Source organism: Nocardioides sp. NPDC057577 (assembly GCF_042801335.1).
Taxonomy (GTDB): domain Bacteria; phylum Actinomycetota; class Actinomycetes; order Propionibacteriales; family Nocardioidaceae; genus Nocardioides.
Genome location: NZ_JBHVGB010000029.1, coordinates 17,274 through 41,217, shown reverse-complemented (window position 1 = coordinate 41,217; position 23,944 = coordinate 17,274). Strand labels below are relative to the sequence as shown.

At 68.0% G+C, this 23,944-nt stretch carries 17 protein-coding genes; 14 read left to right on the top strand and 3 right to left on the bottom strand.

The window, feature by feature from the left end; all coding sequences use genetic code 11:
• Positions 1 to 15: 15 nt before the first annotated feature.
• The 4 genes from ACFU7D_RS08805 (at position 16) to ACFU7D_RS08790 (ending at position 6,057) form a co-directional block, all read left to right on the top strand.
• Positions 16 to 744 carry a class I SAM-dependent methyltransferase gene (locus tag ACFU7D_RS08805; protein ID WP_378865886.1) on the top strand — a complete coding sequence of 243 codons (729 nt, stop codon included), beginning with the start codon at positions 16 to 18 and terminating at the stop codon, positions 742 to 744.
• A gap of 15 nt (positions 745 to 759) precedes the next feature.
• Entirely contained in the window at positions 760 to 2,502 is a 1,743-nt protein-coding gene (locus ACFU7D_RS08800) for a hypothetical protein (protein WP_378865881.1), read from the top strand.
• Positions 2,503 to 2,664: 162 nt separating this feature from the next.
• A complete protein-coding gene (locus ACFU7D_RS08795; RefSeq protein WP_378865878.1) occupies positions 2,665 to 4,419 on the top strand; it encodes a hypothetical protein in 1,755 nt (584 codons plus the stop codon).
• Between the two features lie 93 nt (positions 4,420 to 4,512).
• Positions 4,513 to 6,057 (top strand): phospholipid carrier-dependent glycosyltransferase, encoded by a 1,545-nt coding sequence (locus tag ACFU7D_RS08790; protein ID WP_378865875.1) that lies wholly within the window; start codon positions 4,513 to 4,515, stop codon positions 6,055 to 6,057.
• Here the strand turns inward: ACFU7D_RS08790 and ACFU7D_RS08785 are convergent.
• The 3 genes from ACFU7D_RS08785 to ACFU7D_RS08775 form a co-directional block, all read right to left on the bottom strand.
• Complete coding sequence (locus ACFU7D_RS08785; protein ID WP_378865872.1) at positions 5,966 to 6,937, bottom strand: hypothetical protein; 972 nt, start codon at positions 6,935 to 6,937, stop codon at positions 5,966 to 5,968. The genes ACFU7D_RS08790 and ACFU7D_RS08785 overlap by 92 nt on opposite strands.
• Entirely contained in the window at positions 6,934 to 7,995 is a 1,062-nt protein-coding gene (locus ACFU7D_RS08780; RefSeq protein ID WP_378865870.1) for a glycosyltransferase family 2 protein, read from the bottom strand. The genes ACFU7D_RS08785 and ACFU7D_RS08780 overlap by 4 nt, the downstream gene beginning before the upstream one ends.
• A 140-nt stretch (positions 7,996 to 8,135) precedes the next feature.
• A complete protein-coding gene (locus tag ACFU7D_RS08775) occupies positions 8,136 to 10,892 on the bottom strand; it encodes a YfhO family protein (RefSeq protein WP_378865867.1) in 2,757 nt (918 codons plus the stop codon).
• A 155-nt stretch (positions 10,893 to 11,047) separates the two neighbouring features.
• On the opposite strand from ACFU7D_RS08775, the gene ACFU7D_RS08770 reads away from it, so the two are divergent.
• From ACFU7D_RS08770 to ACFU7D_RS08725, 10 genes are all read left to right on the top strand, one after another.
• On the top strand, positions 11,048 to 11,602 hold the full coding sequence (locus ACFU7D_RS08770; protein ID WP_378865864.1) for a YceD family protein: 555 nt from the start codon (positions 11,048 to 11,050) through the stop codon (positions 11,600 to 11,602).
• Between the two features lie 69 nt (positions 11,603 to 11,671).
• On the top strand, positions 11,672 to 11,857 hold the full coding sequence (gene rpmF / locus ACFU7D_RS08765; RefSeq protein WP_008358292.1) for a 50S ribosomal protein L32: 186 nt from the start codon (positions 11,672 to 11,674) through the stop codon (positions 11,855 to 11,857).
• 20 nt (positions 11,858 to 11,877) lie between these two features.
• Positions 11,878 to 12,579 (top strand): ribonuclease III, encoded by a 702-nt coding sequence (rnc, locus tag ACFU7D_RS08760; protein WP_378731033.1) that lies wholly within the window; start codon positions 11,878 to 11,880, stop codon positions 12,577 to 12,579.
• 10 nt (positions 12,580 to 12,589) lie between these two features.
• Positions 12,590 to 13,456 (top strand): bifunctional DNA-formamidopyrimidine glycosylase/DNA-(apurinic or apyrimidinic site) lyase, encoded by an 867-nt coding sequence (gene mutM, locus ACFU7D_RS08755; RefSeq protein WP_378731014.1) that lies wholly within the window; start codon positions 12,590 to 12,592, stop codon positions 13,454 to 13,456.
• A gap of 442 nt (positions 13,457 to 13,898) precedes the next feature.
• Positions 13,899 to 14,972 carry a glycosyltransferase family 8 protein gene (locus ACFU7D_RS08750; RefSeq protein WP_378865861.1) on the top strand — a complete coding sequence of 358 codons (1,074 nt, stop codon included), beginning with the start codon at positions 13,899 to 13,901 and terminating at the stop codon, positions 14,970 to 14,972.
• 97 nt (positions 14,973 to 15,069) lie between these two features.
• Positions 15,070 to 19,206 (top strand): glycosyltransferase, encoded by a 4,137-nt coding sequence (locus tag ACFU7D_RS08745; RefSeq protein WP_378865858.1) that lies wholly within the window; start codon positions 15,070 to 15,072, stop codon positions 19,204 to 19,206.
• A 34-nt stretch (positions 19,207 to 19,240) separates the two neighbouring features.
• A complete protein-coding gene (locus ACFU7D_RS08740; RefSeq protein ID WP_378865855.1) occupies positions 19,241 to 21,352 on the top strand; it encodes an acyltransferase family protein in 2,112 nt (703 codons plus the stop codon).
• A gap of 118 nt (positions 21,353 to 21,470) precedes the next feature.
• Positions 21,471 to 22,670, top strand: a complete 1,200-nt coding sequence (locus ACFU7D_RS08735; protein WP_378865852.1) for a glycosyltransferase family 2 protein — start codon at positions 21,471 to 21,473, stop codon at positions 22,668 to 22,670.
• Between the two features lie 84 nt (positions 22,671 to 22,754).
• Positions 22,755 to 23,558 carry a DUF6576 domain-containing protein gene (locus ACFU7D_RS08730; RefSeq protein WP_378731026.1) on the top strand — a complete coding sequence of 268 codons (804 nt, stop codon included), beginning with the start codon at positions 22,755 to 22,757 and terminating at the stop codon, positions 23,556 to 23,558.
• Positions 23,559 to 23,739: 181 nt separating this feature from the next.
• Positions 23,740 to 23,937 (top strand): hypothetical protein, encoded by a 198-nt coding sequence (locus tag ACFU7D_RS08725; RefSeq protein ID WP_378731028.1) that lies wholly within the window; start codon positions 23,740 to 23,742, stop codon positions 23,935 to 23,937.
• The last annotated feature ends 7 nt before the right edge of the window (positions 23,938 to 23,944 follow it).

Here is a 23,944-nt window from a genome sequence, read left to right as displayed (position 1 = left end):
TTTCTCTGGAGATCAATGTCCACCTCAGGCCGTTCCCCGCTTTCCTTGGCCAAGCAGTCCTATGCCGCCTCGCTCAAGGCCGTCGGTCGCGGGCTGACGAAGACGGGACTCGCGAAGGAGACCCCACCGCCGGTCGAGCAGCGCTGGCGTCACTGGGCCCACTCGCTCACCAAGGTCTACGACTCCCTGGCGATGGCGAAGCTCGATGTGCCGTGGTGGACCTACGACGCGATCACCGCCGTCGATGCCTGGCTGAGCCAGCGCGAGCGCCCGATCCGGGTCTATGAGTACGGCTCCGGCGCCTCCACGATCTGGCTCTCCCGCCGCGCCGACGAGATCCACTCCGTCGAGCACCACAAGGGTTTTGGCGAGATGATGCAGGCCGAGCTCGCCGGCGAGGAGAAGATCTCGCTGCGGGTCATCGAGCCGGTGGCCTCCGACAACCCGGTCGTCCCCTCGCAGAAGGAGGGCCACGCGGGCCTCGACTTCGAGGCGTACGTCAACTCCATCGACAACGTCGACGGCGAGTTCGATCTCGTGGTGGTCGACGGGCGCGCCCGCGAGGCGTGCCTGGAGAAGGCCAAGGACCGGCTCGCTCCCGGCGGGATCGTCGTCTTCGACAACAGCCGCCGCAAGCGCTATGTCGAGGCCATCGCCGCCTCGGGCATGAAGGAGACCATCCACGCCGGTCTCACCCCGACCTTGCCGTACCCGGAGCGCACCTCCGTCCTGACGAAGGGTTGATCTAGGGTCCTCCTCATGGCGACATCGGGGGAGCAGGCCGAACGTGTGGGAACCGTGCGCTGGGCGACCTTCGCCGGGGTCTGCGTGGTCGCGCTGGTCTGGGCGGCCTATTCGGTCGGCGCCCAGAACGGCTCGTTCCTGACCCAGGACTTCGGCGCCCAGTACCACCTGGCGATGATCACCGCCCACGGCGCGATCCCGCTCGTCGACTTCGAGCACGGCTGGAACGCCGGCTCGTTCTGGGTCAACGCGGCGCTCTACGCGATCGCGGGCGGCAGCCCGACGATCTGGTACTTCCTCTGGGGCCGCCTGCTCGGCGCCGGCCTCGGGGCGGTCCTCGCCGCCGCCATCGGCCTTCGTCTCCGGCTGCACCCGGCGGTGATGATCGCGTTGGCGCTCGGCGTGCTCCTGCTGGCCACCCCGCTGCACATCAAGTACACGATCTGCCTGCTGTGGGTCTTCGTCCTCCTGCCGACCGGTTGGCTCGAGTCGCGCCCGCGCCTGGCCGCGGCCGCGCGGGTCCTCCTCCCGGCCCTCGTCTTCTGGCAGTACGTCGAGCTCGCCGTGCTCCTCACCGGCGCCTCGGGGCTCTTCGAGCTCTTCGCCCGCCGGGAGGTCGGGTGGCGCACCCGGATCCTCAACTGCGTTCAGCTGGCCGGTGGGTTCGTGCTCGGGCTGGTCGCCCAGGCCACGGCGTACAGGGTCTTGTGGGGGCTCTCCTTCGCCGACTTCAACCGGCAGGTGATCCTCGGGCAGACCGAGACCCATGAGGGTTCGCAGTACGCCGTGTGGAACTTCTTCGACCTGCCGACCGAGTCGGGGCGCTTCTTCATCCTGGCGCTCTACCCGTTCGCGCTGCTGATCCCGTTCGTGCCGCTGGTGTGGCAGCGGGTCTCGGACTCCACCCGGCTGGTCGCGCTGGCCGGGCTGGTCCTCGTCGTCGTCCCGATCCGGCGCGTCGACAACCCCCACACCACCACAGTCTCCGCCCTCGTCCTCCTCGCCCTGGTCCTGGCGGTGGCCGAGCTCTACGAGCGCCATTCCACCCCGTTGGTTGAGCCGCGAGCGCCAGCGAGCGTGTCGAAACCAACACGTTCCGCCACCGCGCTACCTCTAGCCGCGGCCGGCGCCCTGTGGGCGGTCGGCACCCTCTGGATCGGCTTCGGCCTCCAGAGCATGGCCGGTGCCGTGCTCCTCGTGGCTCTGGCTGTCGCCGGGGCGGTCCTCGGGGGAGCGTTCCTTCGTGGAGCGACCGCGGCGGTCTCGGCCGGCGCGCTGGTCGTACTCGGCTGCGTACCCGCTCTTGCCGCCGTCGACCACCTCGACGACATGCACCGCGACGCGAAGTCCTTCGCGGTGAGCGACTCGATCGCCCGCTGGGCGGGCCCGGAGTACGAGCGGTGCAGCGGCGGCACCCGCGAGGCGCTGGTCATGCCCAACTACCTCGAGCTCTACGACGCTCTGCAGATCACCAACCCGACGCCCTACTACCTGTTCCACTACGACTTCGCGCAGTACGAGGACGTGCTGGTGCCTCAGCTCGAGGACGGCTCGATCCCGGTCATCATCGAGACCATGCCGCTGCACACGCCGCAGCCGTGGCTCACCGGCGCGATCCGCGCCAACTATGTCCCCTGCTCGATCGTGAGGATCGAGAAGCAGGCCACGACTGTCACCATCTGGGTCCACAAGTCTCGCGGCGAGGTCGCCCAGCAAGATCTCACCATTCGCCAGGGCAAGGCGGTTCCGACCCCGTAGGGGTGAGGCAAGCGCATCGTTATCGGATTCGATAACGTGCAAGTGGCAGAGGACGCCTCGCGGCTGATCAAGCATCGCGTTGAGCAGATCTGACGGGAATGATCATGACGTAGGTCGCAGCGTTCCGCCCCGGTTGCCCGCGACAGCGCGTACTTTCGGAGCATGCTCGATGCGGCGGCCACGCCGGCGACCCCCTCGCCCGCACGCCGAGTGCGGGAACCCATCGGCCTGGTCCGATGGGCGACCTTCGCTGTGATCGTCGTGGTCGCCGTCGTCTGCGCCGCCTACACCCTCACCGCACAGATGGAGCCGTTGACCGGGGACAGGGGCGCGCAGTACTACCTCGGCAAGCTCACCGCAGAGGGTGCGGTCCCGCTGGTCGACTTCCAGCACGGCTGGAACGCCGGGTCGTGGTGGGTGAACAGCCTGATCTATCGCCTGGCCGGTGGCGATCCGCTGTGGTGGGAGTTCTTGCTGGGCCGCTTCTTCGGCGTCACCCTGGCGACCGTCCTCGTGGCCGCGATGGGGCTGCGCAGACGCGTACATCCGGCGGCGATGGTCGCCATGGCGCTGGCCGTCCTGACGCTCGCGTCGCCCGCTCAGGTGAAGTACGTCCTCCCCGTCGCCTTCGCCTTCATCCTCCTGCCCGGAGGTCGGCTCGACTCCGGACGCTGGTCGTCGGTCGTGCGGTTCCTGGTGCCGGCCGCCCTCTTCTGGCAGCACGTCGAGCTGGCGATCCTGCTGACCGGCGCGGCGGTACTTTTCGAGCTCATCGGTCGGGGCACGGCAACGGCGCGAGAGAGGCTGACACGATCTGCCGCTCTCGCCACCGGGATGCTGGCCGGATTCGTGTCTGAGGTGCTGTTCTACCGGATCGGCTACGGGATGAGCCTCGCCGAGCTCAACCGCCAGGTCGTCTTCGGTCAGGCCCAGCAGTTTCCGAAGCACTTCGGATGGCCGTTCTTCGACGTGCCGTCCGATGGGGAGGGCTACGACATCGTCGCTCTCTATCCCTTCCTCCTGCTGCTGATGTTCGTGCCGGTCATCTGGCGTCTGGCGAGCGACCCGACGCGGTTCCTCGCGTTGTGCGCCCTCTTCCTCGCGACCATCCCGATCCGACGCCCCGGGCCCGGGCATGCCGAGACCGTGAGCGCGCTGGTGTTCACCGCTCTGATCTTCGTCCTCTGCGACGTGTACGACCGCAGGGACCAGGTATCGTCGCCGAGCCGGCCCTGGTCCATGTCCGGCTGGCAGATGGTGACCGCGGTCGTCGGACTCGCGGCGGGGGCGGCGTGGGCGGGTGCAGCCCTGGCGTTCGGATTCGGTGCCCACAGCCTCATCGGTCCGGTGATCCTCGTGCTCGTGGTCAGCGTCATGATGATCGGCGCGAGGCTGCGGGCGAGGCTGGTCGCCGTCTCCGCAGGTGCCTGCCTCGTCCTGGGGGTGGTTCCCCTGGCCTCAGCGGTCGAGCACGTCGACGACCTGAGCCGGGACAGCCGTCAGCTCGAGGCCGCCGATGCCTGGGGAGACGCGATACGACCCGAGATGACACGGTGCTTGAAGGGAGGCCGTACCGCTTTCGTGCTGGGCAACCAGCTGTCGTTGTACGACGCCCTCGATGTCGAGAACCCGACGCCGTTCTACCTGTTCCATTACGACTTCGACCGCAACGAGAAGCAGTTGACGGCGCTGATGGCCGGCGGCGAGGTCCCGGTCGTGCTGCAGACGACGACGATGGCCCGCGGTGGCTGGGTGGAGGCCGCGATCGAGAAGGACTACGAGCCCTGCGCCGAGGTCTGGATCGAGGACGAGCACCGGCGCTTCCGCATCTGGGCGCACCGCTCGCTCGAGCCGTTCGAGAAGCGGGCTGTCACGGTCCACCCCGACGGCACCAGAACCTCGCGCACGCTTCCCTAGTCGTCCTCAGAGGACACGCGCCTAGAGCACGAGAACATCAGAGAACCTGACATAGGCTGGCGATCAGCCCGCAAGCCCACCTGAAGGTCCTGAATGCTCCGCTCCACCCACGAGGACCGCGTCGACGTACGACTCCCGAAGCGGCTGCTGGCGGCGATGGTGCTGGTCGCGTTCTTCGCGCTGAGCCTGAGCAGCTACGTCGCGCTGACCCGGGCGCTGCAGTATCAGACCCGGGACGAGGGGCCGAACGCCGGTTACGCGGTGGAGCTGGCCTCGGGACGGCTGCCGACGATCGACACGCCTGTGACGACGGACGCCCGCCATTATCCCCAGGTCGTCGAGGGTCTGGGGACCATGGTCGATGAGCCGCATCGCCACATCTGGACCGCCAACCATCCTCCGCTCTACTACCTGATCTCGCTGCCGTTCGTGGCCGCGGCCGAGGCGCTCGACGCACCTCAGGTGATGGTCGTCGGGATGCGGCTCGTCAATGCCGTCGGCTCCGCGCTGTGCGTACTGCTGGTGGGCCTGATCGCCTTCGAGGTGACCCGTCGGGCGGCGGTCGCGTTCCTGGCCACGGGGATCAGCGCCTCGTGCGCCGTGCTGCTGAGCGCCGGCGGGCACATCGCCAACGACGGGGTCGCGGTCGCGGCGTCGTCGCTGACCCTGCTGGCCACGATCCGGATCCTGAACCGCGGCCTGTCTCCGGGGCGCCTGACGCTGGTCGCGCTGGCCGGGGCCGCCGCGGCAGGGGCGAAGGCGCCGGGGGTCCTCACCGTCGTCCTGTGCGGTGCGGCCATCGCGGTGGCTCTGCTGCTGAGGGACCACACCCGTCGCGGGGTGGTCCGGGCGCTGGCCGCCCCGGCCGTGGCCACCGGTGTTCCGGCGTTGGCGACCGGCTGGTTCTACGTCCGCAACATCGTCCTCTACGGCGACCCGACCGCCACCGGTGCGCTGCTGGACAAGTTCGACCGCGAGCCGAACGGGACCTGGTGGCAGATCGTGACGGACGGCTCGCTCTGGGTGGACTGGTACGAACGACTGTGGGTGCCGCTGCTGGCGGAGGGGTACGTCGTGGTCGTCGACGTGCTGGCCGTCGTCGCGGCGGCAGGACTTCTCGTGCTGGCCGTCCGCCGGAGGATCGCCGGGCCAGCGGCTGAGCCCTCCTCAGGGGCGGGATGGCTGCTGCTCACCGTCCACGCGGCGCTCGTCCTGGCAAACCTGGTCGGGTTCGTCGCGGGTGGGGGGAACCCGAACGACCGCTACCTGATGCCGCTGATGCCTCTGCTGGCCACCGCGCTCGCCATCGGCGTCATGGTGCTCGTCGACCTGATCCCGATCGGCTCCCGAGAGCCGCGGGCGCGGCTGGCCGCAGCCTCGATCACCCTGATGCTGGGTGCGTACGCGTTGCTGATCTTCGACTGGTTCGTCAGCTCGGACATCTACGCCGGCCGCCTGCCCAACTCCGAGTCGCGTGGCGCCGAGCTCGTCGTCGCCGCGGGCGTGGCATGCGGTGTGCTCGCCGTCTGCCTCGCGGCCTGGCCGGTCAGGACGTACGCCGCCCGAGAACCGCTCCCGCCCCGGCCAGCACCACGTCGGCAAGGAGCAGGAGGACGCGCGAGGCCAGCGCCACGGTGAGTGCCTCGGGGACCCCGATGATCGGACCGAGGGTGAGTGTGAGCAGCGCCTCGCGGATCCCGGCGCCGGCCGGGGCGGGGATGAACGCGATCCCCGCGGCCCATGCAAGTGCCATCCCGCCGGTCGCGGCCGCCACCTCGACCAGCCCGATCGAGGCGTACGACTGCATCATCACGGCCAGGTGAAGGCCGAAGGCGACCCAGGCGAGCACTGCCCAGCCGATGGCGGTGAAGAGCCCCCGCGCGGTGAGGCGTACGCCGAGGGGTTCCCGGCCGAGCCGGGCGAAGAGCCAGTCGAGCACGCCCGGGACGACCCGCGGGTGCAGGCAGACGGCCAGCGGCACCAGCAGGAGCAGCAGCCACCAGTAGCGGTCGAGGCCCTCGGACGACGACCAGGGGAGCAGGAGCGCGCCGACTCCGATGCCGCTGGCGACGACGACGCCCATGAAGAGGATGTTGACGCCGAGCATCGTCCGGCGCGCGACACCCCAGCGCAGCCCGAACTGCATCTGCGCGACGACCGGCCACACCGAGCCGGGCAGGTACTTGCCCAGCTGGGAGACGTAGAAGACCGAGTGGGAGTCACGCAGCGACGGCCGGATGCCCATGCCGTGCAGGATGGCGACCCAGATCTGGCCGATCAGCATGGTGCCGACGATCGCCAGGACCCCGGAGATCGCGACCCGGCCGAGGCTCAGCTCCTGGACCGCGGTGGCCAGGTCGGCGCGCTGACGCCAGAGCAGGTAGGCGCCGCCGAGCACGACGACGAGAGCGAGCGCGATCTTGAGCAGCCGCTTCTTCAGGCTGGGTTTCGTGGGACCGGGCGTAGCCGAAGACCCGGCCTCCGTGGCGGAGACCGGGTCGGAGTGGGTCGCTGTCACAGGCTGGTCGTCCACGTCTCGCCGGACTGGGCCGAAGACTGGGCCGTGCTCGTCCGCGGCGTGTGCGGCAGGTCGAACTCGGCGACCGAGGTCTGGTCGCGGAGCATCTCGGTGCCGGACTTGCCGAAGCGAGCCTTCTTGGTGTGCTCCAGGTCGTCCTCGATGAGCACCCGGTTGGTGCGGATCAGGTCGGAGATCACGCCGAGCATCGCGGACATGAAGGCCAGGTTGATCAGCACACCGCCGAGCAGCAGCGACTGGATGTGGTTGCCGTTGTCGCCGCTCAACCACAGCACGAGGTAGCGGACGAACGGGATCGCGCCGAGGACGAAGAAGAAGGCGGTGAGCCAGACGAAGATGGCGTACGGCTTGTACATCATGTAGGAGCGCACGATCGCCGCGCCCGACTTCATGATGTGCTCCGGCATCGACTTGAACAGTCGCGACTCACGCGTCTTGGCGTTGGTCTCGATCGGCACCGAGGCGATCTTCATCCGCTTGTTGCCCGCCTGGATGATCGTCTCCATGCAGTAGGAGAAGCGGGTCACGGTGTTGAGCAGCATCAGCGACTCGCGCGAGTAGGCGCGGAAGCCGCTGGCCGCGTCGGGCAGGTCGGTCTCGGCGGCCATGTTGACCACCTTGGAGCCGACCTTCTGCAGCCTCTTCTTCAGTCCGGAGAAGTGCTCGATCCGGTCGACCTGCCGGTCGCCGATGACGATGTCGGCCTGGCCGTTGATGATCGGCTGGACCAGGTCGGTGATGCGGTCCTGCGGGTACTGGTTGTCGCCGTCGGTGTTGACCACGATGTCGGCGCCCAGCTCGAGCGCGCGGACCACGCCGTCGTGGAACGACCGACCCAGGCCCTGGTTGCGGGAGTGGTGCACGAACTCGCGCACGCCGTGCTCCTTGGCCACCTCGACCGTCCGGTCGGTGCACCCGTCGTCGACGATCAGGATCACGATCTCGTCGATTCCGGGGATCTGCTTCGGAATCGACTCCAGCACGGACGGGAGCGTCTCCTCCTCGTTGAGGCAGGGGACTTGAACGACAAGCTTCACAGGGACCTCAGGGCAAGTAGTGGGACCGAACTGATCGGGCAGGTGAGGGGCTTCCGAGCTGCCACATTACCGCGTGGATTCCGCGGCCCCACGCCCCCTCGCGGGTGTCATCCGGCGTATGTGCTAGTGAAACCTGGCGTTCAGGAGAGGTCCACGCGGCGTCTGCCACGGCGTCGGTCCAGCACCCGAGGGACGAGCAGCAGACCCAGCGTCACCAGGACGCCGAGGAGCGAGACCACGGCACCCGTACGCAGCCCCGGAGCCTCGTAGCGCAGCGTGACCGTGTGGGTTCCGTCGGGGATGGGCACGGCGGCGAAGGCGTGGTTGCCGGGAACCAGGTCCACTGGGCGGCCGTCGACCGTCGCCGACCAGCCCGGGCGGGCGATCGAGTCGGCGACGACGAGGTAGCCGGCTCCGTCCGCGGTGACCTCGGCCGAGATCGTCTCGGCCTCGTCGCGGCGTACGTCGACCTGGGCGGTCGAGCCGGAGGCGGCCGGCGTCGAGTCGTCGTCGAGGAGCACCGTGCCGGGCGCGACGCCCTCGGTCAGCCGGCGCACTCGCGTGGGCCCGTCGGGGACGACCTCGCTGGTGCCGGCCCAGCGGATCCGCGGCAATGCGCTCGCGCGCTCGTAGACGACCGCGCCGGCCGAGGCGTGCACCACCCTGAGGCCGTCGCCCTGCTCCGGCCGAACCGCGGCGCAGACCGCGGAGCCGTCGGTGCGGCCGGCCAGCTGGACCGGCTTCCGCTTCCCCTCGAACGAGATGGTGACCGGCACCGGTCCGGCGGTGAAGCGGTGGTCGGGCACGGCGACGCGCAGCTTCTCGCCGCGCTTGAGCGGTCGGTTCACGGCGATGGCCCGCTCGGAGGTGAGCTTCTCGGCGCCGGCCCCGACGCTCACCCGCACGACCGTCGGCGTCTGCGCTCGCGGCTTCAGGCCGTCGGGCACGGTGACCTCGATCCCGCGCAGGGTTCCCTGCGGGACCTGGCACGTCGCCTGCTGGCCGGGCATCACGGTCAGTCGCTGCCGCTGCGCGACCGGCACCGGCGTCGGCTCGGAGACGCCGATGACCTCCAGCGGCTGGGCCACCCAGTAGCGGACCGAGAGCTGGTCGAGCACCGGCTGACGCCCCGGCGTGGGCACGTTGGCGGGGAAGTCGGTGTAGGTCGGCGACAGCTGGGCATCCGGGCTGACCGCGGCGATCAGCGCCTTCCACTCCGGCGAGGTGAACTCATGACCCGTCGGCGTACGCAGCCGGTAGTGGTCGGCGACGGCCGAGTGCTCCCAGCCCGAGGCGCCGTAGCGCTCCGCTCCGAGGTTCTCCTTCAGGAACTCGTGGGCCGGGGTGACCGGGTAGAACTCTTCGCGGTCGGTCAGCGGCAGCACCTCGCGCGCGAACATCGTGCTCTGCGCGAGCACCGCCAGCACGAGCACCAGCGGGCCCAACAGCCGCCACCGGCCCCGCAGCAGCAGCGTCGCCGCCACCGCGAGGACCGAGACCACCCCCAGCAGCGCCGGCACCCGCAGCTTCGCGGCGAGGTCGGGGATCGGCCGCGGGGCGCCGTCGATGTAGACGTACGCCGCATACAGGAAGTACGCAGCCAGACCCGCGGCCGCCAGCAGCACGACCAGCGACACCACCAGTCGCGGACGCCTGGACCGGCCCTCCCCGTCAGGAGACGCCTCGGCCCGCTGGACGAGCCGCTCCAGCCCGATCCCAGCCAGCACCGCACACAGGAACCCGAAGATCGAGTTGGCCCGTCCGAAGCTGTTGGAGCTGTAGCCGGGCAGCTTCTGGAGCAGCTCGAGCGGCAGCCCGCCGATCCACAGCAGCCAGACGACCGCGCCCAGCACGACCGTGAGCAGTGCGGGAGTCGAGGGGCGGCGACCGCCGGGGAGCCGGACGACCAGGGCACACAGGACCAGGATCAGCGCCGCGACGCCGACGAAGGAGATCGACTCGATCGGGTTGTCCTCGCCGGACCAGAGCCCGTCGACGCAGGTGCCGTAGACGTCAGGGGCGACGGTCGTCAGCACGAGACTGGCGGGCTTGACCTGGTTGGGGACCCGCCCGTCGAGCCCGAGAGCGCTCATGTTGAGCACGAAGGGCAGCAGCTGGACCGCGGAGAGCGCGACTCCGAGCACGACGCCACCGGCGGCGACGCCGCCCGCGACCAGCGTGCGCCGCACGTCGCCGAGCGTGAGCGCTCGCACGACCACGTAGATCGCCCCCAGGGTCAGCGCGAACATCGTCACCGCCGGGAACCCGCCGAGCAGCATCGCCGCGACGACCAGGCCGACGGCGGCCAGGCCGCGCGCGCCGCGCTCCCGCACCGCACGGTCCAGGGCCCACAGCAGCAGCGGGATCAGGCAGGCGACCTTGGTGTGCGGCCAGTTGGTCCACATCATCATGAACCCGGAGGTGAAGAAGACCAGCCCGGCCACCAGCGCGATGCTGCGCCGCACCCCGAGCCGGCCGAGAAACAGCACCATCCCGGCCAGCACCAGGACCAGCTCGGTCAGCTTCACCCAGGCCGGCGCCAGCCACATCGGCATCACCCAGTAGGGCCACGAGACCGGGCTCAGCACCGCGTGGTTCGGCAGCGAGGCCAGCGGCGCGCCGCCCACCTCGTAGGGCGCCCAGGTCTGCCAGTTGCCGTGGCGTACGCCCTCGACGATGTTCTCGACGCCGGGCAGGTAGTAGTCCCAGGTATCGCCACGGCACCACAGGGTCCCTTGCGGGATCGGCCCGTCGGCGGCGTACGGCATCATCGCGTGCAGCCATCCGGTGTCCAGCAGCATCCCCCGACCCACCAGCGCGGGACCGAAGGTCACCGCGACGAAGAGGAGGAGAAGCGCCAGTACGACGCCCGAGCGCCACCGATCGGATGAGTGCACAACCGAAAACCTATGAGTAGTCGGGACCGGGCGTCGGTAGCGCACGCGGTAAGGCGGTCAACTTGTCCGTGAGGCCGTGCCTGTCCTTTTGGTCGCGCTCGCCCGGTCCCGTTAAGATCTTTCTGATCTGTCGTGCCCTGATCCGGAAGTGAAACATGACTGCGCTGGACCCGAGAGCGCCGCTCGTGCTCGATACACGCGAGCTCGGCCGCCGCCCGGGGTCCGAGCGTCACGTGGAGTTGACGGTGCCGGCACCGGCGGATCTTGGTATCGAAGTCCTCATCGTCCCCGAGGGTTCGCCGGTCGAGTTCGACCTGCGGCTCGAGGCGGTCATGGAGGGCGTGCTGGTCACGGGGACTGCTTTCGCTGTCCTCGAGGGCGAGTGCGTACGGTGCCTGGAGCCGATCAAGGACGAAGCCGAGGTCGACATCCAGGAGCTGTACGTCTACAACGACTCTCGTGACGGCCAGGCCCCTGACGAGGACGACGAGACCAGCCGGACCGAGGGCGATCTGATCGACCTCGAGCCGGTGCTCAGGGATGCGGTGGTGCTCGCACTGCCGTTCCAGCCGATGTGCCAGGACGACTGTCCCGGACTGTGCCCCGAGTGCGGGGTGCGGCTCGCGGACGAGCCCGGGCACGACCACGGCGAGAAGATCGACCCGCGCTGGGCGGGGCTGACTTCGCTGAATGACGACCCCAGCAACTAGGGTTCAACCCAGCAAATAGGCTTCAGTAGCCGGCCGAGATCCGGCCGGTCGAATTATGAGGAGATAACAGTGGCTGTTCCGAAGCGGAAGATGTCGCGCAGCAACACCCGCCACCGCCGCTCGGCCTGGAAGGCCGTTGCGCCGACCCTGGTGACGTGCGCGAACCCCGCCTGCGGCGCCAAGCACATCCCGCACCGTGCGTGCGGCGAGTGCGGCCAGTACGGCGCTCGCGCCGAGCGTCGCCAGGTCCTCTGATCTGACACGCGGTTAGTCTCCTGACCAACTACGCCGAGCTTCGCAAAGCGCTCGGGGATCCGATTCTGGACCCCGAGCTGCTTGAGCGTTCGCTGACACATCGGTCCTACGCCTACGAGAACGGTGGCCTGCCCACCAACGAGCGCCTGGAGTTCCTGGGCGACTCGGTGCTCGGCGTCGTGGTCACCGAGACCCTCTATCGCACCCACCCCGACCTGCCCGAGGGCAAGCTGGCCAAGCTGCGGGCGGCAGTTGTGAACGCCCGCGCCCTGGCCGAGGTCGGTCAGGCCATCGGCCTCGGCCAGCACATCAAGCTGGGCCGTGGCGAGGAGGCCACCGGTGGGCGCGAGAAGGCGTCGATCGTCTCCGACACCGTCGAGGCGGTGATCGGGGCGGTCCACCTCTCCGGTGGCATCGAGGTCTCCACGGTCCTCGTCCACCGACTCTTCGACCCCCTCATCGAGGCGGCCTCCGACCTCGGTGCCGGGCTCGACTGGAAGACCTCTCTCCAGGAGCTCGCCGCCGAGCGCACCCTCGGTGTGCCCGAATACGTCATCACCGACGAGGGCCCCGACCACATGAAGACCTTCACCGCGAAGGTCCGGGTCGGCGAGCAGCTCTACGGCAACGGCGTCGGCCGCTCCAAGAAGGAGGCCGAGCAGGCCGCCGCGGAGACGGCCTACGGCGAGATCCAGGCCGCCGCCGCAGCCTCGTCCGCCTGAGAGATGCCCGTTGCCTGAGCTCCCCGAGGTCGAGGTCGTACGCGCCGGCCTCGAGCGCCACGTTCTCGGCGCGAGGATCATCGCCGTCGAGGTCCTGCATCCCAGGCCCGTGCGCCGCCATCTCGCCGGTGCCTCGGCCTTCGCCGAGGAGCTGAGGGGCCGCGCGCTCGTCGGTGCTCGCCGCCGCGGCAAGTACCTGTGGCTGCCGCTGGACTCCGGTGATGCCCTCATGGCCCACCTCGGCATGAGCGGCCAGATCCTCGTCCAGCCGCCGGCATCTCCCGACGAACGGCACCTGCGTGTCCGGATCCGCCTCGAAGGGGCCGCCGAGGGGCGCGAGCTCCGCTTCGTCGACCAGCGCATGTTCGGCGGCCTCTCGATCAGCCCCGGGGGAGCCGAGCTCCCGCCCGAGATCGTCCACATCGCCCCCGACCCGCTCGAGGCCGCCTTCGACGAGGACGCGGTCGTCCGGCGGGTCCGGCGATCGGCCAGCGGCATCAAGCGGATCCTGCTCAACCAGACCGTGATCAGCGGCGTCGGCAACATCTACGCCGACGAGGCGCTGTGGCGCGCCAAGCTGCACGGCGAACGGCCGGGGGACCGGCTGACCGGCCCGAAGGTGCGCGAGCTGCTCGGCCACGTACGCGACGTGATGACCGAGGCGCTCGCCCAGGGCGGCACCTCCTTCGACGCGCTCTACGTCAACGTGAACGGCGAGTCGGGCTACTTCGAGCGTTCGCTCGCTGCGTACGGACGTGAGGGCGAGCCCTGCGACCGGTGCGGTTCCCCGATGCGCCGCATCGCCTTCATGAACCGCTCCTCCTACTTCTGCCCCACCTGCCAGCCGGCCCCTCGGGTCAGGCGAATCCAGGGGTAATTAGCCCGTCTGGGCTATTGCTCACGGCCCGTTTGGGCCCGTGAATGTTGCAGCACTGTGACGCTTCCGAAAATCGGCGGCGAAAGTTAAGTGAACGGGATTCGGTTGGGTTAGTCTCTCGGTCGTTCGTCCTGGGTGCAGCTCTGCACCGGCCGGGGGGCAACAGACGACGCACCGCCATGTTCGGGCTGGCGGTTTTGACGGGTGGCTACGTGGCCATCCGGATCTCGGGGAAGACAAACCACGGCCGACCCATACCGGCACGGGCGTGAACCACCATGCCCTGCCCTCGGGTGGTCAAGCTCGACAAGGACAACAGGTGGCTCCCCACAAGCTCGCCGTATCCGATCATGCGCCCACAACGCGCCCGCAGGATCTGGACTTACCGCACCCCCGTGTAGACAACGACCAAGGCACACAGACCCGGGTCATCCCGGTCGCCATGGCCGCCGACCTCAACTACGCCAAGCCGATGTCGGTGACGATCACGTCGCTGCTGGAGAACTCAGGCACCGACACCAGGTACGACCTCAAGATCCTGGTGGCCGAGGAGTACCCGGCGGGCGTACGCGACCAGATCCTCAGCTTCGAGAGCCGCTATCCGGGCAACACGATCACGTTCGTCGTCGTCGACGACTTCGCCGAGGTCAAGGTCAGCACCTCGCACCTGACGGCGCCTGCGTACTTCCGACTCAAGCTGCCCGACCTCTTCCCGGAGGTCGACAAGATCGTCTACCTCGATGTCGACACCGTCATCGAGAGCGATCTGTCTACGCTCTACGGGCAGGACGTGCACGACGTCTACGTCGCTGCGGTGCCGGCTGCCGTCTACCACCTCCGCTCGACGGAGGCCGCACAGGCGATGGGCCTCCCGTCCTTCGACCGCTACGTCAACTCCGGTGTCATGGTGATGAACCTGGAGAAGATGCGTGAGCACGGCCTGGTCGAGGAGTTCCTCGAGCTCTCCGCCAAGGAGTTCGACTCCGACGACCAGGACATCATCAACATCGTCTGCTATGACGGCATCCGCCATCTTCCGCTCCGCTTCAACCTGATGACGAAGTACGGCCCCAAGAACGTCGAGGAGTTCTGGAGCAGGCCGGCCGTCCAGCGGGTCTGGTCCCGAGACGAGTACGACGAGGCGATGAGCTCGCCGGTCATCATCCACTTCGCCGACAAGCGCAAGCCGTGGATGGATGTCTCGGCCGACTTCGCGGAGCGATGGTGGCAGTACGCGGCGTTGAGCCCGATGTGCGCAGAGATCGTGGCCACCTATCTGGCCGACGCGGTCGCCGCGGCAGCCGGGACCGCCTCGGCCGTCCGCACGCGGCTGAGAAGCCGGGTGGTGACCCTCGAGCAGGAGCTCCAGGGCCGTGATCAGGAGCTCGCCGACACCCGCGGCTCGGTGTCGTTCAGGATCGGGTCCCTGATGACGTCCGGACCCCGCGTCATCCGCAACTCGCTCAAGCGAGATGTTCGCCCGCCACAGCAGCGGGCCTGCGTCATCGAGAAGTAGCGCGATGCTGCGGCGGCTCATGAGCCGGCTCGATCGGAATCAGACCAACCGCGGGTCCGCCCGCACTGTCGTCACCCCAGAAACACAAGGAGGAACCATGCCTGCCGGTATGGGCGAGCAGCCGACCAACAAGCTCGGGCTGCGTCATCGGATGGTGCGCGTCGCAGAGGTGGACGGCGAGCACAGGCTGGTGCTGTTCGGTCGTCCGACCAACGGCGGTCCGGTCGTGTCCCGCTACACCCGGCTCCTGGACCGGCAGTCGGGTCTGAACGCGAAGATCGAGCGCCTGCGCGCTCGGCTGGGAGAGACTCCGGGTGCCGAGCTGGAGAGTGGGCGGCCGTACTACCTCCAGCCTGACAGTGCTGAGCGAATCAGCGTCGAGGAGATGGTCGAGACCTTGGCCGCCTATGACGTCGTCTCGTTCGACGTCTTCGACACGGCCCTGTACCGAGCGGTGGAGTTCCCGAAGGATGTCTTCCGGATCCTGGGGTCACGGCTCGGCATCGACAGGTTCCCGAGCATCCGCAGGCAGGCAGAAGAGCACGCGCGCCGGGAGAACGACAACCACAAGGGGTCTCGCGAGGTCACTCTCGGTGAGATCTACGCCGTGATGGAGGAGCGCTACGGTGCGGATCCGGCGTGGGAGCTGCTCGAGCGGGACCTCGAGATCGAGCTGGCCGAAGCGAACCCGTACATCAAGGAGGTCTTCGACCGGCTCCTCGTTCAGGGCAAGACCATCGTGTTCACCTCCGACATGTACCTCTCCCGAGAGGTCATCGAGGAGATGCTCGTCGGCAACGGGTACGCGGGCTACGAGAAGATCTACCTGTCGAACGAGTACCTTCGCCGCAAGGGTGACGGCACGCTGCAGCAGGTCCTCCTGGAGTACTACGGCAGCGAGACCTCGATCGTCCACGTCGGCGACAACCTCGAGGCAGATGTCGAGCAGTCCGAGCGGGTCGGCCTTCCGGCCGTGTACAACCAGGACCAGCGACGGTTCGTCCGAGAGCCGTACATGGAGACGCTGGCGGGCAGCTTCTACGGGGCCACCCTCAACAACTCGATCGGCTCCGGCACCTGGACCGAAGGCCTGCACTACACGCACGGCTACCGCGTCGGGGGCGTCCTGGCTGCGGGGTTCAGCGAGTTTCTCGAGTCGGTCGTGCGCGAGAAGGGGATCGACCGGATCCTGTTCTGCGGGCGCGACTGCGACGTGATCTCGCGCGTCTACGACCGTTTCTACGGCAGCGCCGACAGCGTCTACATCGACATCTCCCGCTACGCGGCCGCCGGGATCACCCTCGACCTGAACTTCGACGACTTCGTCGGGCGCTCCTTCTTCCGCTGGTTCAAGGAGTCCAACAACACCAAGACCATCGAGCAGCTCCTGATCGACACGGGGTTCGACTACCTGCTGCCGTACCTGGACCGAGCGGACATCGAGCGGTTCCTCTTCCCGGCCAGCGCCACTCGGCGACGTCTGGAGCAGTTCTTCTGGGACCACAAGCACGTCATCGAGGAGCACAACCGCACCAGCGTCGAGGCGGCGAAGGAGTACTTCGGTGCGGCCGTCGGCGATGCCAAGCGGGTTCTGATCGTCGACATCGGCTGGAGCGGCACCTGTATCACCGCTCTTCGCCACTTCTTCCGGACCGCGTTGGCCGACCGCGCACTCGAGGTCTCCGGCGCGCTGATGTGCACGAGCCGCACCGAGCAGGTCACCGACACGGTGTCCGACGGCTTCATGAGCGCCTATGCCTACTCGCCGATGACGAACCTGGACCTGGCGAGGTTCATGATGCCCGGTGGCCCGAAGGCGGCACGCAGGACGGACCTGCTGCACCACCCGCTCGAGTACCTGTTCACCGAGGTCGCCTCCAGCGTCGTGGGCTACGGGTTCGAGGATGGCCGTGCTGTGGCCGTCCGTGGGAACAACGCTCCGCGCAACGTCGAGCAGATCACCGAGATGCAGCGCGGGATCCTCGACTTCGTCGAGGCGTACCTGGCGCGCTCGAAGAGCTGCCAGGACATCCGTCCGATCTCGCCCTACGTCGCGTTCAACCCGTTGAAGGCTGCGATCGAGAACGAGGCGTACTCCCACGAGGTCTACAAGGACTTCCTCTACGACGCCACGCCGGCCCTGTTCGGCGAGGAGACGCACACCGAGCGATTCGGTGACCTGTTCGACCTCGGTGGGCCGCTCCAGGCTCTCGAGCCTGCGGCTACGTCGAAGGACTTCGCTCAGGTCTCGCGGTCACGGCGGATCGTGTTCGTGTCGCCGGAGATGACCTACACCGGCACGCCCAGGAGCCTGCACCGGATGTGCAAGGTCGCGATGTCCCTGGGGTACGAGCCGGTGGTCTGGACCGCGAAGCCCGGTCCTTTCTCGAAGGAGTTCGCGGCCCTCGGCATCTCCGTGAAGGTGATGCGTGCCGGCCAGCTGGGCCCGAAGCGGATCAACAAGCTCATCGAGAGCGGCGTCGAGCTCGTCGTCTGCAACACCGTGGCGACGGACGACTACGTACGCGTCCTCGAGGGACGGATTCCACTCGTCTGGTACGTGCGCGAGGCGACCAACCTGCCTGACTTCTTCGCCGCAGCCCCGGAACGCCAGGAGACTCTGCGCCAGAGCCGCAGCATCTGCGTGGTCAGCGAGTACGCCGCAGCAGCCGTCGCGGAGCACGCAGAGGGCCCCGTCGAGGTGGTGCGTAACAGCGTCGTCGACGTCTCCGAGTACGCACAGCCGTACGAGATCGCCGCCGGAGGCACGTTCAGGTTCGTCCAGCTCGGCACCATCGAGCACCGCAAGGGATACGACGTCTTCATCGCTGCTTACCAGGCGATGCCTGAGGAGTATCGAGCTCGCGCAGAGCTGCACTTCGCGGGTGGGTTCATCAACAGTGGCACCTCGGTCAGCTCCTACGTGTTCGGCCAGATCGCGGACGAGGAGAACATCCACTACCACGGCGTGATCTCCGAGGAGCGGGAGAAGATCGAGCTCCTCTCACAGATGGACACCGTGGTCGTCGCCTCGCGCGATGAGTCGTGCTCCCTGGTCGCGCTCGAGGGAGCGATGCTCTCCAAGCCGCTGATCGTGACGGAGAACGTCGGCGCCAAGTACATGGTCAGCAACGCCAACGGCCTGGTCGTCGACACCGGTGACGTGATGGCGCTCCGCGACGCGTTCATGGCCATGATGGACAAGGAGGCCTCGACGCTCGAGAAGATGGGCAGCGCGTCCCGTCGGGCGTACGACGAGCGAGCCAGCATGGATGCCTACACCAAGGACCTCGGGGGCCTGTTCGAACGGCGGATCGCTGCTGGTGCCGGCCGCAGGATCCAGCCGGTGGTGGCGAAGGCTGAGCGACGCCGCGGACGAGTTCCGTCAGCCACCCAGGATGTTGTGGTGTCGCTGACCTCGATCCCTCACCGGATGCTCACCATCGGCCAGTGCATCGACTCCCTCGTGGAGCAGACGATGCGGCCCGACAAGGTGCTCCTGTGGCTGTCCACCGAGAACTTCCCCAACCGAGAGGCCGACGTCCCGCAGGATGTCCTGGACCGTCAGGACGACTGCTTCCAGATCCGCTGGGTGGACGGCGACATCGCGCCGCACAAGAAGTACTTCTACGCCGTGCAGGAGTATCCCGAGGCGCTCGTCGTCACCGTGGACGACGACGTCGTCTACGACGAGAACCTCGTCGAGACCTTGTACGAGGGCCACCTGGCGAACCCGAAGGCCATCATCTGCCAGCGGGCGAACCTGGCCATGTTCCGGCCCGACGGCACCCTTCGTTCCTACGACGGGTGGGTCTACGACTGCAACTATCTGCGCGGCAAGGCGAGCTACCAGCTCCTTCCGACCGGGATCGGAGGGGTGCTCTACCCACCGCACTCGCTCCCGGCGGCGACCTTCGACCTCGACGCGATCTCAGAGACCGCGCTGTACGCCGACGACCTGTGGCTCAAGGCGATGGCGACCGCCAACGGCTACCCGGTCTGGATGCCCCGTGAGCGTGCCGGCTACCAGCAGATCCAGGAGGCCCAGACCGTCGCCCTGTGGCGTCGCAACGCGTTCCAGGGCAACAACGACCGCGTGCTCGAGAAGGTGCTCGACCACCTCGAGGACGGGGTGGGGGTCTCCCACGATGCCCTGCTGCAGCGCATCCGAGGTGTCGCGGACGACGGCCGCGTGATCGGCCCGGACGACCTCGCCACGGCGCCGCTCCTCTGACGGCCGCGTTGGTGCACGTGGACGGGAGGGCTCCGTGACGACGACTACGAGTACGCGGACGGACGATACGCGTACGGCATCGAGTGCGCCTGCGCGAGCGGGTGCGTTCCGGCCAGACATCCAAGCGCTGCGCGCGATCGCGGTCCTATCCGTGTTCGCCTACCACCTCGCGCCGGGGCGACTGAGCGGTGGGTACATCGGTGTGGACGTCTTCTTCGTTATCTCGGGGTTCCTCATCGGAAGTCACCTGCTCCGTGAGATGGAGACGACCGGCCGCATTCGCCTGGGGGCGTTCTGGGCACGGCGCGCGAAACGCCTCCTGCCGGCTTCGCTCCTGGTCCTGTTGGTGAGTGCCGTCGCGACGTTCATCTGGGTGCCGCGAAGTCTCTGGTCGCAGTTCCTGACCGAGATCGCCGCCTCGAGCCTGTACGTCGAGAACTGGCGGCTCGCCTGGGCGAGCGTGGACTACCTCGCCGCCGACAACGTGCCCTCCGTGGTCCAGCACTTCTGGAGCCTCTCCGTCGAGGAGCAGTTCTACGCGTTCACGCCACTCCTACTGCTCGCCGTGATGCTGGTCTCCCGAGCGACCGGCCCCGCGTCGTACGTCACCACCCGGCGACTCGCCGGATGGCTGTTCGCGCTCATCGCCTGCGCCTCCATCACCTACGGCGTCTGGCTCACCGCGAACACCCCGGAGGCGTATTTCTCCACCTTCACCCGCGCTTGGGAGTTCGCCGTCGGAGTTCTGATCGGGTTCTTGCCGATGATCACGTCGAGGACGGCCCGCGCTCTGGGGGTGGCGATCGGCCTCGCCCTGATCGCGGCGGCGGCGACGCAGTACACCAGCGCGACGCCGTTTCCTGGGGTCGCCGCCCTCGTTCCGGTGGGCGGCGCCGCGCTGGTCATCTGGCTCGGCCGCGGAACGTTCCTCGCACGAGCCGGGTCGTGGCGACCCGTGTCCATCGTCGGAGACACCTCGTACGCCATCTACCTCTGGCACTGGCCGCTGATCGTCCTGGTGCCGTACGTCACCGGTGCGCCCCTGGACGTCGTGGCGAAGCTCCTGATTCTCGGTGTGACCTTCCCGCTCGCGTGGCTCAGTACGACCCAGTGGGAGAACCGGGTGCGTTTCTCCACCAGGCTTCTTGGCGGACGCTCTCCGGTTTCGGTCGGTCTGTGGAGTGCTGCGGCGATGGTGGTCGTGCTGTCCGTCGCTGCCACGGGGCTGGCAGCGCAGGTGATCAGCGCAGCGGAGTCGGAACGGAAGGCGAACGCCCTCCTGGCCCGGAACCTGCCATGTCTGGGCGCAGCCGAGCTCGCCGATCCGGCCTGCGAGAACCCCGATCTGGAGGGCGTTCTCGTCCCGAACCCGTCGGACCTCGCAACTGACCAGGCGAACCGAAGCGAGTGCTGGTCGAGCTCGGCCGCCACGACCGGGGACGTCGTGATGTGCCGGCTCGGTCCGAAGACGGGCTACAGCAGACGACTGCTTGCGGTCGGCGACTCCCACAACGACCAGTTGGTCGGGGCGTACGAGGACATCGCGCACGAGTTCGGGTGGCGGATCGATGTCGCCGGCCGAGTCGGCTGTTACTGGACAGAGTCGGACCTCCAGAAGAACAGCACCGCAGACCATCGGTTGTGCCAGGAGTGGCGGCGTGGCATCAGTGCGTACGTCGAGAACGCTGATGACCTGGACGCGATCCTCACCTCCAAGGCGCGAAACTCCTCTCCGATCCTGGCCGGAGACGATGTGACGACCTCGGTCGCTGAGACGGCTGAAGGGCTTGCCCGCGCGTGGGCGCGCCGGCCGGCCGCCCGAAAGGTGCCCGTGATCGCGATCGAGGACAACCCGGCGATGCCGGAAGGAACGATGGCCTGCGTGGAGGCGCAGCGGCTCGACGCAGCTTCAGCGTGTGCGCAGCCGCGCAGAAAGGTCCTTCCGCCGTCGGGGCTGGCAGAGGCCGTGGCCATCGACCCGAATGCGGTGCTGGTGGACTTGACGGACCTCTACTGCGAACCGAAGTTCTGCCGTCCGGTCGTCGGTCACGTCATCGTCTACCGTGATGACGGTGAACACCTGACCCTCACCTACACGCGAACCCTTGCGCCGTACCTGGGCCGCGCCATCGAAGACGCCTTGTGACAAACCCAGGGCGTCGCGGAAGCAGTTCCGTTCCGTCCTTGCGCTGCGAAAGTGATCACCAATGATTGACAGCCCGACATCCCCGCCCAGGGACTCCACCCACGGGGGACGGCGCACCGTGAGCGACTGGCGCCAGCTGACCGAAGCCGGAGCCCGTCGGGCGCGCGGGCTGCTGCGGGGCAGGCCGACGCTCAGCGTGGTCGTGCCGGTCTACAACGTGGCGGAGTACGTCGAGAAGAGCCTGCGCAGCATCCTGGGCCAGCCGCGGACCGAGATCTCGAAGCTCGAGGTGATCGTCGTCGACGACGGCTCGACCGACGGTTCCGCGCAGATCCTGCGGCGCCTCGCCGCTGAGGAAGCCTGCGTCACCGTCATCACCCAGCCGAACTCGGGGGTGTCGACGGCGCGTCACACCGGGATCGACGCGGCGACCGGACAGCTGCTGACGTTCGTCGACCCCGACGACACGCTTCCGCACGATGCGTGGTCGGCGATGGTGCGGTCGTTGCGGCGTACGGGCTCGGACTTCGCGGTCGGCGCGGCAGAGCGGGTCGCGGTCGAAGGCGGGGTGGAACGCAGGTTCATGACACCGCTGATGCGCCGCAACCACGCGGAGGAGCGGCTCAGGTGCCGGATCGAGGACGCACCGTTGATGCTCGCCGACATCTTCGTGTGGAACAAGATCTTCCGGCGATCGTTCTGGACGGAGAACGCGATCGCCTTCCCCGAGCGCACCCGCTACCAGGACCAGGTTGCGCTCACGCAGGCGTTCCTCGCCGCGGACTCCTTCGACGTCATCACGGAGATCGTCTACGACTGGCAGGTCCGCTCCGACCGGTCCTCGGCGACGCAGCGGCGCGCGCAGATCGCGAACCTCGTCGAGCGGATCGACACCAAGCGCCAGACCATCGACCTCGTACGCGCGGCCGGCTCGGCGAAGCTCATGGAGACCCTGCTCGTCGAGGTCTTGCCGATCGACATGTGGGAGCACTTCCGCGCGGCCGTCCACCCCGACACCGAGGACCCGAGCCGCTACTGGGAGCTGCTGCGCGGCGCCGTCCTGGAGTTCTGGTACGAGGCCGGGGTGCCGTTCGAGAACACCACGGTTCCGCGTGCCCAACGGCTGATGGCGTGGCTGGTCGCCCAGAACCGGGCCGAGGACCTCGTCGCGCTGATCGCGATGATCGACAGGTACGGCGCCCGGGCTGCCGTTCGGCAGCATCCGTGGCGCTCGGATCCGGCGCTGCCCCCGGATCTGGGCAACATCGAGAAGGTCGGTGGGAGTGCCCTGCTGACGCGGCAACCAATGCGTGGATAGGCTCGCCCCGTGCGAGAACGTTTCCGGTTGACCCCAGGCGGTCGTTATCCCCACGAGCCTTGGTTCCACATCGGTTCATTGGGGGTGACCACGACGTGGCTCGTGGTCTTCGCGAGCATCGTCGGACTGGTCCTGTTCGCCGTGATGGGTGGCCAGGGCGTGCTGGCCGGGCTGGCCCTGATCCAGCCCAACCTCGCCGATCTGAAGCTGTGGACGCTGGTCACCTGGCCGTTCGCCTACCCGCAGTTCAGCATCTTCGACGTCTTGGCGATCTTCTTCTTCTGGTACTTCGGCTCCGACCTCGAGCGCAACGAGCTCGGCCGGGTCCGGTTCGCCTGGCTGCTGGTGGCGTTCACCGCGGTGCTCTCGTTCCTGGCTGTCCTCTTCGGTGCGGTGCTGGACCCGACGTACGTCCTCGCCGGCCTCGGGATGCTGGAGATGATGGTGGTGCTGCTGTGGATCGCGCAGTGGCCCGACCGGATGTTCATGTTCAACATCCCGGCCTGGCTCTTCGGTGTGATCCTCGTCGGCATCCAGCTGATCCAGTACCTCGGCTACCGCAGCTGGGTGATGCTGCTGGTCTTCGTCGTCGGCCTCTTCGTCAACGCCTTCGTGGCACGCCAGTTCGGGCTGCTCGACCGGTTCCCCTGGATCCCGCAGGTGGCCGGCGCGCCCGGGCAGCCGAAGGCGGCCAAGCCCGCCAAGGCCAAGAAGCGCAAGTCAGGCCCGACCGTGGTCACCGGTCCCTGGGAGTCCTCGACCGTCTCCAAGGACGACCAGCGGATGGACGAGCTCCTCGACAAGATCCACGCCGAGGGCGCCGACTCGCTGACCAGCAAGGAGAAGAAGGAGCTCATGCAGCTGCGTGAGCGCCGCCGCCGCGGCTGAACCGAAGTTGAGTGCGATGCACTCAAGTTTTGCCCGAATTGCGGTGGAATCCGCTGGATCGCACGGTCGGAAGTCCCGGCTTTGGACGCCCGACGTTGACGCTCGCCGATTACGGTGTCACTCTTGTAGACGGCCCGGTATCGCGGGAACTTCTAGTGATTCCAACGAAGGAAACGTATTCATGGCGAAGGCGCTGATCGGTTACATGAGCAGCGACCTGCGGACTCCCGCCCACCTCACCGCCGAGAATGCTCGGTTGCGTGCACGTGTGCGTGAGCTCGAGGATCTCGTTCTCTCCCTGAAGACGGAGAACGATGCACTGGTCGAGGCGCACACCGCGGACCTCGACACCTCGATGCAGGAGATGCAGCCCGCCTGACCTGCGG